Annotated in this window: 15 protein-coding genes and 1 pseudogene; 7 read left to right on the top strand and 9 right to left on the bottom strand. The window is 71.6% G+C overall.

Annotated features, from left to right (window positions below):
- Window positions 1–11: 11 nt before the first annotated feature.
- From RM555_RS31165 to RM555_RS15005, 3 genes and pseudogenes are all read left to right on the top strand, one after another.
- A pseudogene (locus RM555_RS31165) lies at window positions 12–335 on the top strand (ISL3 family transposase); the annotation flags it as partial.
- A gap of 963 nt (window positions 336–1,298) precedes the next feature.
- Window positions 1,299–1,523 carry a hypothetical protein gene (locus RM555_RS15010; RefSeq protein ID WP_311412309.1) on the top strand — a complete coding sequence of 75 codons (225 nt, stop codon included), beginning with the start codon at window positions 1,299–1,301 and terminating at the stop codon, window positions 1,521–1,523.
- Window positions 1,524–1,741: 218 nt separating this feature from the next.
- On the top strand, window positions 1,742–1,945 hold the full coding sequence (locus RM555_RS15005; protein WP_121398059.1) for a cold-shock protein: 204 nt from the start codon (window positions 1,742–1,744) through the stop codon (window positions 1,943–1,945).
- A 272-nt stretch (window positions 1,946–2,217) separates the two neighbouring features.
- On the opposite strand, the gene RM555_RS15000 is transcribed toward RM555_RS15005, so the two are convergent.
- The 6 genes from RM555_RS15000 to rpmB form a co-directional block, all read right to left on the bottom strand.
- Window positions 2,218–3,162, bottom strand: a complete 945-nt coding sequence (locus RM555_RS15000) for a hypothetical protein (RefSeq protein WP_311412308.1) — start codon at window positions 3,160–3,162, stop codon at window positions 2,218–2,220.
- A 72-nt stretch (window positions 3,163–3,234) separates the two neighbouring features.
- On the bottom strand, window positions 3,235–4,797 hold the full coding sequence (locus RM555_RS14995; RefSeq protein WP_311412307.1) for a WD40 repeat domain-containing protein: 1,563 nt from the start codon (window positions 4,795–4,797) through the stop codon (window positions 3,235–3,237).
- A gap of 9 nt (window positions 4,798–4,806) precedes the next feature.
- Window positions 4,807–5,877, bottom strand: a complete 1,071-nt coding sequence (locus tag RM555_RS14990) for an AfsR/SARP family transcriptional regulator (RefSeq protein WP_311412306.1) — start codon at window positions 5,875–5,877, stop codon at window positions 4,807–4,809.
- Between the two features lie 237 nt (window positions 5,878–6,114).
- A complete protein-coding gene (gene rpsN, locus RM555_RS14985; RefSeq protein ID WP_311412305.1) occupies window positions 6,115–6,420 on the bottom strand; it encodes a 30S ribosomal protein S14 in 306 nt (101 codons plus the stop codon).
- Window positions 6,420–6,587: a 50S ribosomal protein L33 gene (gene rpmG / locus RM555_RS14980; protein ID WP_013287204.1), complete on the bottom strand. Its 168-nt coding sequence runs from the start codon at window positions 6,585–6,587 to the stop codon at window positions 6,420–6,422. Before rpmG ends, rpsN begins: the two co-directional genes overlap by 1 nt.
- The gene (gene rpmB / locus RM555_RS14975) at window positions 6,587–6,823 is read right to left on the bottom strand and encodes a 50S ribosomal protein L28 (protein ID WP_311412304.1); all 237 of its coding nucleotides are present in this window, start codon (window positions 6,821–6,823) and stop codon (window positions 6,587–6,589) included. Before rpmB ends, rpmG begins: the two co-directional genes overlap by 1 nt.
- 241 nt (window positions 6,824–7,064) lie before the next feature.
- Between rpmB and RM555_RS14970 the strand changes: the two genes are divergently transcribed.
- The 4 genes from RM555_RS14970 to RM555_RS14955 all read left to right on the top strand — a co-directional run bounded on the left by RM555_RS14970 (window position 7,065) and on the right by RM555_RS14955 (window position 11,381).
- On the top strand, window positions 7,065–8,360 hold the full coding sequence (locus RM555_RS14970; RefSeq protein ID WP_311412303.1) for a CobW family GTP-binding protein: 1,296 nt from the start codon (window positions 7,065–7,067) through the stop codon (window positions 8,358–8,360).
- 125 nt (window positions 8,361–8,485) lie between these two features.
- The gene (locus tag RM555_RS14965; RefSeq protein WP_311412302.1) at window positions 8,486–9,586 is read left to right on the top strand and encodes a FecCD family ABC transporter permease; all 1,101 of its coding nucleotides are present in this window, start codon (window positions 8,486–8,488) and stop codon (window positions 9,584–9,586) included.
- Window positions 9,586–10,380 (top strand): ABC transporter ATP-binding protein, encoded by a 795-nt coding sequence (locus tag RM555_RS14960; protein WP_311412301.1) that lies wholly within the window; start codon window positions 9,586–9,588, stop codon window positions 10,378–10,380. Before RM555_RS14965 ends, RM555_RS14960 begins: the two co-directional genes overlap by 1 nt.
- Window positions 10,377–11,381, top strand: a complete 1,005-nt coding sequence (locus RM555_RS14955; protein ID WP_311412300.1) for an ABC transporter substrate-binding protein — start codon at window positions 10,377–10,379, stop codon at window positions 11,379–11,381. The genes RM555_RS14960 and RM555_RS14955 overlap by 4 nt, the downstream gene beginning before the upstream one ends.
- Window positions 11,382–11,739: 358 nt before the next feature.
- Here the strand turns inward: RM555_RS14955 and RM555_RS14950 are convergent, their stop codons facing one another.
- Genes RM555_RS14950 through RM555_RS14940 form a run of 3 tightly spaced genes read right to left on the bottom strand, consistent with a single transcriptional unit; the run spans window position 11,740 to window position 14,307 of the window.
- Entirely contained in the window at window positions 11,740–12,774 is a 1,035-nt protein-coding gene (locus RM555_RS14950) for a pyridoxal-phosphate dependent enzyme (protein WP_311412299.1), read from the bottom strand.
- Between the two features lie 19 nt (window positions 12,775–12,793).
- The gene (locus RM555_RS14945) at window positions 12,794–13,594 is read right to left on the bottom strand and encodes a Rossmann-like domain-containing protein (protein ID WP_311412298.1); all 801 of its coding nucleotides are present in this window, start codon (window positions 13,592–13,594) and stop codon (window positions 12,794–12,796) included.
- Window positions 13,591–14,307 (bottom strand): class I SAM-dependent methyltransferase, encoded by a 717-nt coding sequence (locus RM555_RS14940; protein WP_311412297.1) that lies wholly within the window; start codon window positions 14,305–14,307, stop codon window positions 13,591–13,593. The genes RM555_RS14945 and RM555_RS14940 overlap by 4 nt, the downstream gene beginning before the upstream one ends.
- Window positions 14,308–14,438: the final 131 nt, after the last annotated feature.

Genomic DNA, 14,438 nt, shown 5'->3' with positions numbered 1-14,438 from the left:
CTCCTCGCGGTGTTCGTGCACACGAGCACCACGGCGCCGGGCATGGCGGGGCCCGGTTGCTGTCGGCGCTGGCGGTGGCCGCTGTCGCGGCATTCCCCCGGCCGGGCGCTGCTGCGGATACCGTATGCCGCACCTGTGGTTCCACGGATGCTGGGCGTGGATGATTTCGCGCTGCGGCGACGCAGCCGCTACGCGACCGTGCTGATCGATGCTCAAACACGGCGGCGGGTGGACGTGCCGCCCGACCGTAACGCTGGTGGCTTCGATAGCACCCGGGTGTTGAGGTGATCTGCCGGGACCGTTCCGGCACCTGTGCCGAAGCCGTCCGCCGGGCTGATCACCGGAGCCGTGACTTCGACGCGATCGGGCTCGGCGAGTACGAACGGGGTTCTCAAGCGATTCCCAGCGCGGCCGGCTGCGTCATTCCAAGGAGTTACGGTGATCGCAGGGGCGCGAGCTGCACGGTCCACGTCCGGGCTGTCCCGACGGCCGCAATTGCCCGGCAGAGGAGGTCGCAGCCCAACTGTGGGCTTCCTTCTGCGAAGCCGCGGTTGATGAAGCTGATCGCTCTCGGGTGGTCACCCGCTGCAAGCGCATCCTCCAACCCGGTGGTCAAGACTGCGGCGAGCGCGGCGTGGAAACTGTTTGCCCCTCTTTCGCGGAGGGTCTTGGCGGGCTCGCGCAGCGGTGGCGGAGAGACCGAGGGCGGGGCTAACACGAAAGTCAATGTCCTTCTCCTGGGGTGTCGGTGGTCTTGCTCGCTCGAGCCAGTCTGATTGAGGCCCACCTGCCGCAGCCGTGCCGCGACGGCCCTCGTCGCACCACCGCGCTGGGGGGCAAGTCACGGGTTACTGCCAGCGAAGTAGCGGCTGATGATCCGGGCAAGATCTCTGTCGGGATGCGGGTCGTTGTGCCTGGGGCAGACGTTTCTGGAGGTTGCCCTCTGGACACTGCCGAGATCTGGGCAGCGCGCCCGGTAGGCGCTGGCCCGCCAACGATGTTGACGAACTGATCCACCACCCACTCTACGCCCACGACACGCAGCGGTGCCGCTGCCAGCCCAGGGAACTGACTCCAGCGATGAATGTGGCTCCCTCTCGGCGAGGATCGACACCACCTCGTCTCGGGTCCATTGTCACGCTCGCCCGGGTGTGGTCCATCGTCCGAGCTCCGCCTGTGTCGGCGATCTGCGACCTACAGCAGCGGTTGCACGGTGGCACATATGGCTGCGCGAGTCGCCTGAGGAGCCCGCGACAGCGCCACTGCACCTGGCATCCCACTCGACTAGCCTCTACGACATGGCAACTACGGTGCTACGCGTCCGGCTCATCGGCGGCGACCGCATGGACATCACGTACGACAAACCGGACGTCTCCGACGAGGACGAGCTTGTGGACCACGCGATCTCGACACTGGCGCAGGATTCGGGAGTGCTGCGCACCAAACACGGTGATCGGCTCGTCGTACTCTACGGCCGAGGCGTCGCAGCGATCGAAGTTGCGCCCCGCGGTGCGGTGCTGTGACGGAGGGCGCAGGCATGGGGCTGGCGGCGGGCGACGGATTCTGTGCTAACCTGGCCCAGTTGCAGTTTTGATTTCCGTAGACGCTTCGGCGCCTGATGGGTTATCTAAAACCCATCCAGGCGCTTTTTCGTTTTCGTGTCATTCCCGGCGCGGGTGATCAACGCGGTGGCGCGCGAGTCCGCACAGTGCGGTCTCCAACAGCCTGCGAAGGAGCAGACATGGCTACTGGTACCGTGAAATGGTTCAACGGCGACAAGGGTTTCGGCTTCATCAGCCAGGACGGCGGCGGTGCCGACGTTTTCGCCCATTTCTCGGCGATCTCGGCGAGCGGCTTCCGCAGCCTCGAGGAGAACCAGCGGGTGGAGTTCGACATCACCCAGGGCCCGAAGGGCCCGCAGGCGTCGGATATCCGCTCCCTCTGATCCACGCTTTGCCACGGCGGCCTGACTGGTTCAGCGGGCCGCCGTTCGGCGTTTCATCCATCATCATGTGTTCAGGCTCTTTCTTGCGACGTCCCGTGGCCCGCGGCCCGTGCCTTATTTGCGACGTGCCGTGCGAAGAAGGCGTTGCATGACGTGATCACCACGTCACCATGCACCCAACGCCCACCCGGCGACGGCCCCCGGCGGGTTCAGCCGCGACCGACACTCGCACTCGTGGCGGCGCCCGGCGCCTTCACGAACCCGGAGGCGGCTCACCCCGGGCTGGGCGGCGACGGGCAAGTGCTCCCGGCGTAGGCGAAGAGGGAGTCGGTCGCACTCGCCCGGATCGATCTGTGCCGAAACATCGAGTCGGTGTCGAGGACCGGGGCCGAGGCCAGCGGGTCCGGGTGCACGGGGCAGGCGTCGATACGGTCGAGCAGCCACACCCGCTGCCCGCTCGGACCGGTGCCGGTGCTGAAGGACAGGCTCAGGGCGGTGGTGCCGATGTACCGCGGCACCGGCACCTCCTCCGGTGGCCGGGTCAGACAGGACGGGGTCGTCTCGACCACCCGGACGTCGATCACCGTGACACCGCCCGGCGCGGCGCTCACCCGCACCGTCGAGCGCTGCGGGCGCACCTCGATGCGCTGCGGGTGGTCCCAGAAGCCCGCCGGTGACCCGGAAGCGTCCGGGGAAGGCGTGGGCGTGGGCGGGCCGGTCGGCAGCACCGCCCGGCAGGACCGGACGGCCCGGTTCGCCACGCGGAGGGCGGCGGCGTGGTCGTCGTCGCGGTGCAGCGCGCTGAGGTACGGCCCGACGTCCCCGCCGGGGACCTGGGCGCCGAGCAGGACGAACAGCCGGTCCAGGTAGGCGTCGACCAACGCCGGACCCGGGCGGACCTCGTCGGCCGGTATCGACAGCAGGTGCCGCAGCCCCACCGGGCAACGGCTGGCGAAGGACGGCATGTTGATCACCATGGCCGCGGCGGAGACCGGGTCGTTGCACGCCCGTTCGAACAGGGCCCGCTCCTCCTCACGCTGCTGCTGCTCCAGCGAATCGGACCGCCGCTCGATGTACCAGGTGGCCGTCGAGGCCAGCCCGAGGAGGACCGCGGTCAGCACAGCGGCGACCGGCCGGACGGGCCGGCCGCCCGGGTGACCGCCGCGGGAACCGGACCGGGCGTCTCCGGCGTCGGCGGTGCGGCCCGCGTCACCCATGCCCGCCCCCGCTGATCGTCGCGCCCGAAGCAGCAGGGGCTCCCGACCGGAGCCGCTGCCCAGCGAACCCCATCAGGAGTTCTTCTCGGTCTCGGCGAGGGACCGCAGCGCCGGCCGGAGCCGGATCTGCTGGACCGCCCGGTCGTACCCCGCGAGCATCAGGAACGCGTCGTCGCCGGTGCCGAGCTGGCACATCGACCGGATCCAACCCGTCGAGTCGAGCAACATGCTGATCACCGAGCCGGTGCCCAGCGAGCCCCGGCGCGCCATCCTCGCCGGGTCCCACAGCGTGACGCCGACGCCGTCCCCAGCGGCGGCCAGGAGCACCTCGCCGTCCATCTCCACCGCGCAGAGCGCGTACCGGGGGGCCCCGTCGTCGTACGAGCCGAGGCCCTCACCCGTGGCCGGGTCCCACAGGACCACGGTGCCGTCGCCGGCGGCCGAGGCGAGCCGGACCGCGCCGTCGACGGTGACCGCGCAGAGGGCGTTGACGCCGCCCCGCTGGACGCCCAGTTGACCGACGAGCCGCAGCCGCACCGGGTCCCACAGCCGGACGACGCCGTCCGCGTAACCGGCCGCGAGCAGGAGCTGACCGTCCACCGACAGGGTGCACAGCGCCCGGACGGACGCGCGCACCTCACGGCCGACGGCCCGGAGCTGACGGCCGGTCTCGGGCTCCCAGAGCCGTATCCCCCGGTCGTCCCCGCCGGAAGCGAGCAGGACGGTGTCGCCGGCCGGCACGGCGCACAGGGCGTTCACCGGCCCCCGGTGGCCGGCGAGGGCGTGCACCGCCTCACCGGTCGCGGGGTCCCACAGGTGCACGGCCTCGCCGTAGCCGGCGGAGGCGAGCAGCACGCGCTGCGGGGTCTCGACCACGCAGACCGCCCGCACCAGGCCGGGCGTGAGGCGGTCGAGGTACGGCAGGATGCGGTCCGGGATCGGGCTCGGCAACAGACCCGCCAGCTCGACCAGCACGCCGGCGGAGCCCATCACCCGCAGCTCCCTGCCGGCGCGCGGGTCGCCGACCCCGACGAGGTGGCCGATCCCGCCGTACGCGACCTGGAGGTGGCCGTCCACGGGCACCGGCGTCACGCTGGCGTGCCACGGCCTGGTCCACGCCAGAGCCGTGCCCATGACCAGCGTGCCGCCCGCGACCAGGCCGCCCAGCAGCGCGCCCGGCCACCGCTGCGCCGACTGCACGCCCGGCACCAGCTCGACGGCGGCGAGGTACCAGAGCAGCGGCACCGCGAACCGGGCCGCGAGCCGCGCCACGCCGAGGACGTCCGGCGGGAACGGCTCCGCCCGCAGGGCGCGTCCGCCGCCGCGCAGCAGGGAGACGAGCAGCACCAACGCCATGACGATCCCCCCGACGACCGCCGCCAGGCCGGGGCCGTCAGTGAAGGACGTCAGCAGGGCGAAGGCGACGACGGTGGCGAGGAGGCCACTGATCCACGGCGGCACGTGCGTCAGGACGAGGCGGAGCAGCCGCAGGGTCACCGCCGCTCCGACGGAGGTGACCAGCGCGACCGCCGCCAGCGGCCAGAACCCGTCAACCCGCAGGGCGTCCGGATCGGCCCATCGCACCGCGGACAGCGCCAGCAGTGTCACGACGACCGGCAGTACGAGTCTCCCCATGCGATGACCTCACAGCCCAGGTGCCCGACCGAGCCGGGCATCGACGATGGCCGAGCGGAACGTGTGTCCGATTGTGACAGCGGGTCGCCACCTGCCGGCCGTGGTCCGGCCCCGGGCCCGCCCGCGACGCGGCCGGCACGCGCCCACCGCTCGTCTAGTCGGACCACCACTGCTGCGGGACGAGGCCGCCCGGACGCCGGGCGACCGCGATCGTGCAGGCCGTCCTCGTCCCGCACGCGTCGTGGTCCTCGGCCACCTGCGGGCCAGCTCCAGGCTGAGCCGGGTCTTGCCGGCGCCGCCCGGTCCGACGACGGTGAGCAGCCGGGCGGCGCCGAGCAGGTCGATCGCCCTGTCCAGCTCGAAGTGGCGGCCGACGAACCGGTTGCGCCGCGCGGGCACGCCGGGCGCCGGCCGGTCGAGGGTGCGGTCCCGCCGGCGTACGGCGGCGGCCAGCGCACCGAGTTCCGGGCCGGGGCGGGCGCCCAGCTCGCCGAGGGCGGCGGTGACATCGTCGTACGCGGTCAGCGCGTCGCCGGCCCGGCCGCACCGGTACAGCGCGAGCATCAGCTGCCGGACGAGCCCCTCGGCGGTGGGCCGTTCGGCGACCCAACCGGCCAGCTCGGTGGCCGCCGTGACGTGCCGACCTTCCGCCAGTGCCCGCCGCGCCCAGTCGAGCCGGGCCGAGAGCCGCAGCTCAGCGAGCCGGGCGGCCGCCGCTGCCACGGAGGGCCCGGCCCGCACCCCGTCGTACGCGTCGCCACGCCACAGCCCGAGCGCCCCCGTCCGCTCGAACTCGGCGGCGTCGAGGGTGGCGTCGGTCAGGTCGAGCCGGTAGCCGCCGGAGGCGGTGCGCAACCGGTCGCCCACCACCTTGCGAAGCGCCGAGGCGTGCATCTGCAACGTCGCCATCGCCGTCGACGGGACGCCCGCCGGCCACAGCTCGGCCAGCAGTCGCTCGCTCGTGACCGGCCGGCCACGCGCGGCGAGCAGCACGGCGAGCAGTGCCCGTGGTGTCGGCGCCAGGGTCGCCTCGCCGTCCGGCGTGCACACCCGCACCGGGCCCAGTACCTCGAACCGCACGCGCACCTCCGCCTCGTGTCTGGCGCAATCCTGGCGGCGCCGGTCAAGCTTCCCGCAGGACCGGCGAGGAGTGAAGACCGGCGCCGCCGCCTGGTCAGCAGGCCGTGCGTGGGGCGATCAGCCGGGCCGGGAGAAAGACGGCGGTGGCGACCAGGACGATGCGCCCCTGCGCGCGGTGGTGCAGGTGGCGGTGATCCGCGCGGTGGCCTCCCGCGTCGCGGGCGGGGCGCGGCGACGTCACCACGACGCCTTGCGCACCCCGGGCAGCTCACCGCGCAGGGCCAGCTCGCGGAACCGTACCCGGGACAGTCCGAACCGGGACAGCACGCCGCGCGGGCGGCCGTCGATCTGGTCGCGGGAGCGCAGTCGTACGGGGCTGGAGTCCCGGGGCAGGCGGCTGAGCCGGCGTGCCGCGTCGGCTCGTACGTCGAGGTCGGTGTCCGGGTGGCTGACCGCCCGCTTCAGCTCGTCCCGCGCCTCGGCGTGCCGGGCGACGAGGGTCTCGCGGCGCGCCTGCCGACGGCCGAGACTCTTGCGGGCCATCAGCGCGCCTCGCGGAACTCGACGTGCCGGCGTACGACCGGGTCGTACTTGCGCAGCACCAGCCGGTCCGGGTCGTTGCGACGGTTCTTGCGGGTCACGTACGTGTAGCCGGTGCCGGCGGTGCTGCGCAGCCGGACGATCGGGCGTACGTCGGTCTGTCGGGCCATCAGAGCCGCACTCCCCTGCCGCGCAGTTCGGCGACCACGCGCTCGATGCCCTTGCGGTCGACGGTCTTCAGTGCCTTGGCCGTCAGGGTCAGGCCGACCCACCGTCGCTCCGACGGCAGCCAGTAGCGGTGGTTCTGCAGGTTCGGGTTCCAGCGGCGGCGGGTGCGCCGGTGGGAGTGGGACACGGCGTTGCCGAAACTCGGCCGCGCGCCGGTGACGTCACAACGTCTGGACACAGTGATCGCTCCTTGCTCAGGTGGCACAAAGCAATGACAACGGTTTTCATTTCTACATTATCCGCCCGGGCGGATCCACGCCGGGTCGCAAGGGCGAGGCCCGACGCGGCGACCGGCACCGCGCAAAGGCCACCGACACCCGGCAGCCGCACGATCAACCCGGACCGGGGGGCGCGACTCGCGCCAGCAGCCGCCACCTGCTTAGAATGACAATCGTTTTCAGTAAGCCGAGAGGAACATGATGACGTCGTCCCCGCAGGCCCCGATCCGCGTCGAGACAGCCGACGCCGGTACCCGCCCGTCGCTGACCGTGCTGTCCGGGTTCTGGCCGGCGGCGACCTTCGCCGTCGCCCGTACGCTGCTCGCCGCCGACCCGTCGCTGCTGCTGGTGCGACACGACCTCGCCGGCATCCGCGACGGCGTCGTCCGCCGGGTGGTCCGCACCGGCACCGGCATCGTCGAGGACGAGCGGATCGCCCTGGCGCACGGCTGCGCCTCCTGCACGCTGCGGGAGGACGTGCTGCCCACCCTCGTCCGGCTCGCCCGGGACAACCCCGGCCACGACCTGGTGCTGATGCTGCCCGAGGTGGTGGAACCCGAGGCGGTCGCCGCCGCCTGCGCCCACCACCTCGTCGACGGCACACCGCTCACCGACCTCATCCACGTCGACTCCTACGTCACCGTCCTCGACGCCGAGCACCTGCTCGACGGCGTGGCCAGCACCGACGACCTCGCCACGCTCGGCATTCAGGCCGCCGAGGACGACCACCGCGGTCTCGCCGACGTCGTGGTCCGGCAGATCGAGTACGCCGACACCCTGGTGCTCTGGGGACGGTCCCGGGAGGGAGAGTTCGACACCGGCAGGATCGCGGTCCTGCTCCAGCGGATGGCGCCATGGGCGGCGCACTTCCGGGTCGACGGCGATCTCGTCGACGCCGACGCGCTCACCCGCCACCTGCGCCACACCCACCGGCACCGGCCGGAGACCCCCGGCGTCCTCGCCCGGGGCCTACAGGGCTTCGCGCTGGGCACGCACGAGCCGGAGGCCGACTGCGGGGTCGTCTCCGCCGTCTTCCGCGCCCGCCGCCCGTTCCACCCGCGGCGGCTGCACGACGTCCTGGAGGACGTCAACGCCGACGTGATCCGCTCCCGGGGCCACCTCTGGCTGGCCAGCCAACCCGACACCGTCGTGGCCTGGGAGTTCGCCGGCGGCGGCCTGACGATGGGATCCCTCGGTCACTGGCTGGTGAGCCTGCCCGAACCCGACTGGGAGCACGTCTGCGATCAGCGCCGGCTCGCCGCCGCCCTGGAGTGGGACCCCTACTACGGCGACCGGCACCAGCACCTGGTCTTCATCGGCCTCGACGTCGATCCCGTCGAGCTGCACCGCACCCTCGCCGACTGCCTGCTGACCGACGCCGAACTCGCCGACGGCGAGGAGGTCTGGCGGACCTACCACGACCCGTTCGCCGGCTGTTTCCCCCTCGGCGTGGCGGAGCTGACCGACACGGACACCGAAGGAGCACGACTCGCATGAAGCCCGGAATCCACCCCCGGTACCGAGCCGTCGAGACACGACCGGGCGGTACGGCTTCATCGCCCGGGTCACGTGCCACGATACGCATTTGACAATGGATTTCGTTACCGGGAGAGTGATTCGACGTGACGCCCTCCACGGCCGTCGACCTCGTGGTCGACCCGGACGCCCCTGCCGCGAGCGCCCCTCGTCCGTCACTGCGAACGGGTGGCACCGTGGCCACCCTGCTGGTCCTGCTGGCCGTCTCGCTCGTGGTGGTGATCGGCCTCGGACCGGTCGCCATCCCGCCCGGCGAGACGGCCCGGTACCTCTGGGCCGCGCTCACCGGCGGCCGCATCCACGCCGACGAGGTGACCACGTACCAGATCATCTGGCAGATCCGCACGCCACGGGTGCTGCTCGCGGCGATCGTCGGGGCGGGCCTGTCCGCGGTCGGTGTGGCGATCCAGTCCCTGGTGCGCAACGCCCTGGCCGATCCGTACGTGCTCGGGGTCTCCTCCGGCGCCTCGGTCGGCGCCGTCTCGGTCACGGTCGCCGGCGGACTCGGCGCGCTCGGCATCTACGCGGTCTCCGCCGGCGCCTTCCTCGGCGCGATGGCCGCCGCGGCGCTGGTCTACCTGGCCGCGTACAGCCGCACCGGCATCACGCCCCTGCGCCTCGTGCTGACCGGCGTGGTCATGTCGTTCGGCTTCCAGGCACTGATGGCGGTGATCATCTATTTCACACCGGACAGCGAGGCGACCGCCACCATGCTGTTCTGGTCCATGGGCAGCTTCGGCGCCGCGACCTGGGGCGGCCTGCCGGTGGCCGCGGCCACCGTCCTCGTCGGAGGGGTCGTCCTGCACCGGCACAGCCGCACCCTCGACGTGCTGACCTTCGGCGACGAGGCGTCCCTCAGCCTGGGCGTCGACACGACCCGGGTACGTCGGCGACTGTTCGTCATCACCTCACTGGTCACCGGCGCGATGGTGGCGGTCAGCGGAGCGGTCGCGTTCGTCGGCCTGGTGTTGCCGCACCTGGTCCGGATCGTGGTCGGCGCCTCGCACCACCGGGTGCTGGTCGTCGCGCCGCTGGCCGGTGCCGTGTTCATGGTCTGGGTCGACCTGGTCTCCCGCACCCTGGTGGCTCCCCGGGAGCTGCCACTGGGCGTGATCACCGCTCTGATCGGCGTACCGGTGTTCCTCGCGCTGATGCGCCGCCGTGGCTACCTGTTCGGCGGCCGGTGATGGAGCTTCGACTCGACGGCGTCACAGTGGAGATCGACGGGAAGGTCATCGTCCAGGATTTGTCGCTCGACGTGCCGGACGGACGGATCGTCGGACTGATCGGGCCGAACGGATCCGGCAAGTCGACTGCGTTGCGCTGCGTCTACCGGGCGCTGCGGCCGAGCCACGGCGTGGTGTGGCTCGGCTCCGACGACCTGTCCACCCTGAAGCTGCGCCGCAGCGCGCGGTCGGTCGCCGCGCTCACCCAGGACGGCGGCACGGACCTCGACTTCACCGTCGCCGAGACGGTGGCACTCGGTCGTGCCCCGCACCTGCGCGGCAACCAGCCCCTCAGCGAGCGGGAGCGGGGCCTGTGTCGATGGGCCATGGCACAGCTCGACGTGCTGCACCTGGCCGACCGGGGGATGCTCGCGCTGTCGGGCGGTGAGCGGCAACGGGTGTTCGTCGCCCGCGCCCTCGTGCAGGAGCCGCAGGTCCTGGTGCTCGACGAGCCGACCAACCACTTGGACGTCCGGCACCAGATCGAGCTGCTGTCCCTGCTGCGCGGCTCAGGGCTCACCGTCCTCGTCGTGCTGCACGACCTGAACCTCGCCGCAGCGGCCTGCGACCGGCTCGGCGTGCTGTCCGGAGGCCGGCTCGTCGCCACCGGAACTCCCGCCGAGGTCCTGACCGCCGAGCTGATCCGCGAGGTCTTCGGCGTCGTGGTCAGCGTCGTGACACACCCGCTGACCGGTGATCCACAACTGCTCCATTCCCTGGACTCAGCAAGATCTTCGAAAGGAATCCGCACATGAACGAGACCGTCTCCCGACGGCGAACCGCAGTCCGTACCGCGTTGGCGTCGTTGACCGCCACGGCGCTGCTCGCCGGTTGTGGTGCCGAGGTCGAACCGAGCGGGAGCGGGGTGCGGAAGGTCACCGTCAACCGGTGCGGCGAACCGGTGGAATACACCACCCCGCGACGCGCCGTCGTCTACGAGGGCGGCAGCGCCGACAAGATGTTCGCCCTCGGCCTCACCGAGCACGTCCACGGATACGTGATGCCACCGGCCAATCCGCCCGTGACCGAGTCCCCGTGGGCCGCCGAGTACGCCAAGGTCAAGTTCCTCAGCGATGACCTGCTCAACCGGGAACTCCTGGTGGAGGCCAAGGCCGACTTCGTCGTCGCCGGCTGGAACTCCGGGCTCAGCGACAAGCGCGGCACCTCTCCGGAGATCCTCGACGGGCTGGGCGTCCAGAGCTTCATGCACGCCGAGTCCTGTTTCAACTATCCGAACCACCCCGAGCGGCACGCCCCGTTCGACGGCCTCTACACCGACCTGGAGCGACTCGGCCAGATTTTCGGTGTGCAACAGCGGGCCGCCACCGTGGTGGCCGACATGAAGCGGCGGGTCGAGGCGGTCAGGGCTCAGGCGCCGAGCACCCGGACCCCGGTGTTCCTCTACGACTCGGGCACCGACCAGCCGTTCACGGCCGGCAGGCAGGTGCCGCCGAACGACATCATCTCCTTCGCGGGTGGCCGGAACATCTTCGCCGACCTCGACGGCCGTTGGACGCAGGTCGGCTGGGAAGCGGTCGTCCAGGCCCGACCGGAGGTGATCATCATTCTCGACTACCAGGATCAACCGGCCACGCAGAAGATCAAGTTCCTCAAGACCTCACCTAAGACTAAGAATCTGCCAGCGGTGGTCAACGACCGCTTCTTCATCCTCGACTACAACGAGGGCATCAGCAGCCCCCGCAACGTGGACGGGCTGGAGAAGTTCGCCGCGTACCTGCGGGACCTGCGGTCCTGACCGTGGATCCCGCAGATCAGCGCACGTGACGCGGACCGGCTCGCGATCCGGCGAAAGGCGGTGGAGGCCCTCGCCGACCGGCGGGGGCCTCCCTCCGGCGCCGCCATCGTCCGGGCCGAGCAGCCGAATCCACGATGGCTGACCGAGCGAGAGCTTGGCCTGGTCTCCGCAGGCCAGGCTCTCGTGCTCGGGCGCGCGGCTGGATGATGTCAGGCGCACCTGTCTCCCCCGCCACGGCCGGCCCGCACGTGAGTTCCTCGGCCGTCCGGCCGATCGAGCGTTGCTCGCTGGCCAGGCGGGCCGGCACCCACGAGCCGTCCGGCCCCACGGCGCCGCCCGGTCCCGTGGCGTGCGCCCCTCAGGATGCGGATTGCAGGGCCGCGTCGGTTGCTGCGGCCGTGGGGGCCGGGGCGGCGTTCCAGTTCATGCGCGACCACGGCAGCTTCATCTCGGCCAGTTCGGTGATCTGGTGGGGTTGCAGGTCGTGTGCGGTGAGGGCCTGGGCGTGTCGGGTGTAGGCGGCGTCGACGTAGCGGTGGCCGGTGTCGGGGGCCAGTAGTACGACGTGCCGCCGGGAGTCCGCACGTCGCTCGAAGCGTGCGGCCAGGTAGGCGGCGCCCGTCGACAGGCCGGCGAAGACGGCGTGGTCGCGTAGCAGGGCGATACTGCCGGCCAGTGCGGCGTCGAAGCCGATCCAGTGCAGGGTGTCGTAGAGGGTGTGGCGGACGTTGGCGAAGGGGATGGCACTGCCGATGCCCGCGATGATGATCTCGGGGTCGCGGACGTGGTCGCTGCCGAAGGTGACGCTGTCGAACGGCTGGACGCCGACGAGGGACACCTCGAGGGTGGCATCGCGCAGGTAGGTGGCCAGGGCACCGGTCGAGGCCCCGGTGCCGACGCCACCGACGATCGTCAGGGGCTGCCCGTCGAGTTCCCGTCGGATCAGTGTGGCGATCGGGCGGTAGCCCAGGTAGTGGATGTCGTCGTGGTACTGCCGCATCCAGTGGTGGCGCGGCTTCGCGCGCAGGATCTCCTGGACCCGCGCGACCCGGCGGTCCTGGTCCAGCTTCAGGTTGGCGGTCGGTGGCATGGGTTCCACCGTGGCGCCGAGGATCTCCAGCTGGGTGCGCAGCGTGATGTCGACGGTGGTGGAGGCGACGATGTGGCATCGCAGCCCGTGGCGGTGACAGGCCAGCGCCAGCGCGTGGGCGTAGATGCCGCTGGAGCTGTCGACGAGGGTGTCCCCGGGTGTGATCACTCCCCGGTGCAGCAGATGGCGTACCGCGGCGAGGGCGGACGCCATCTTCATGGTTTCGAAGCGCACGCAGGTGGTGCGGTCGTCCAGGCGGATCAGGGCCGGCCTGCTGAGTGTCTCGCTGATGTGCTCGTCCACGTCTTTCCCCTCGGAATGGTCAGGACTGGGCGTGGTACCGGTACAGCACGGTCCGATCGGCGCTGAACTGTGAGAACGGGAACGGCTCCGCCGACAGGGCGGTGACGCCTGCGCCGAGGAAGTGTCGGGCCACCGCGCTGGCGGTCTGGGCGTAGACGATCAGCGGGACGTCCCGGTCGTGACAGGTGCGCAGGATCTCGTCGAAGGTGCCGTTGCCGATGGTCATACCGGTGGCGACGACGGCGTCGGCGACGTGGAGAACGTCGCGCATGTCGGGGGTGACGGGGTCACCCCACTGGGTGGTGCGCAGGGTGAGGTCGCAGGGCAGGCACTCGGCGCCGCGTTCACGGATGGCGGCCACGAGCGGGTTGACCACGCCGATCAGCGCGACCTTCGCGCCGGGCGTGACGTCGAGGAGTCCGGCGACCGCGGCGTCGCGCGCCCGCGCCCGCATCTCCGGGGTGCCGGCGGGCAGCACGACGGGCTCGGCGTCGGAGTCCCGGTGGGGACGGACGTGGGCCAGGTACGCGTCGAGAGCCGCCACCCGCACCGCGGGCGGTGCGTCGGTGAGCAGGTGGGCGACGGGCGCGCCGGAGTACTCCAGACACACGGTCGGGTCCACGTCGCCGGCGGCGAAGGCGCACGCGCCGAGGGCGGTGCCGACGCGGGCGAGCACGTACTGGTTGCGGTAGGTGGTGGTCCCGCCGTCGAGGCGGGTGCCGTGGTGCACCCAGAAGACGCTGGTGGCTACGAGGGATGCGGGGTCGGGGCCGTGCTGGCCGTCGAGGACCGCCGTCACCAGGCCGGTCAGGGCCGTCATCGCTGGTCGCGGGTGAGTCGGAACAGGAACGTGACGACGCCGTCGTGCCAGTCGTGGCGGTGGTGGATCGTCGTGGCGAAGCCGCCCCGGATGGCATGGCCGACGATGGTGTGCAGGTCGGCGGTGTTGGACAGGATCAGGAACACCTCGCCGTGTCCGGCCAGCAGATCGCGGTCGACGAGCTGGTCGAGGAATCTGGTGACCAGGGGCGCGCCGACGCAGACGTTGCGTACGACGTCGGGGTCGTCGCTGACCGGCTGACTGACGGCGGGCGGGTTGAAGGTCACGACGTCGAGCCGGGTGCCGTCGGGCAGCGCGTCGAACAGGTCGGACACCAGCGGGACGAAGCGGGTGTCGGATCGTTCGCCGACGTGGGTGCGGTAGTGCCGGGCGGTGGCCCGCACGCTGGCGGGGTGCACGTCGAGCGCGTAGGCGGTGTGCGCGCCCCGCAGCCCGGCCGCTACGGCCTCTACGCCGGCGCCGACGCCCATCGCAGCGTAGCCGCGGCCACGGGTCTCGATGTCGCCGTCGAGGAGCCGCTGGTGCAGCATTCGGCTGGTCTCGCCGGGGTGGAACACGCCGGGCGGCAGGTCGAACGCCATGCCGTGCCAGGCGTAGTCGCGGTGGGTGTGCAGGTCGGCTCCGGGCTGGTTGATGGCGACGACGTGGTCGGCGGGCAGTGCCGGTGGCAGGTCGGCCAGGCTGATGTTCATGGTCCTCCCTCGGGTCAGCGGGCGGGCTGCGGTCGGTGCGGCGCGCTGGAGAACGCCGGTCGGCGGCGGCAGCTGTCGACCGCCGGGACGAGACGAACCGCGACCGTTACTATAATGACAATCATTGTCAG

The organism is Micromonospora reichwaldensis (assembly GCF_031845925.1).
Lineage (GTDB): Bacteria > Actinomycetota > Actinomycetes > Mycobacteriales > Micromonosporaceae > Micromonospora > Micromonospora reichwaldensis.
This window is presented reverse-complemented; position numbering and strand designations above follow the sequence as displayed.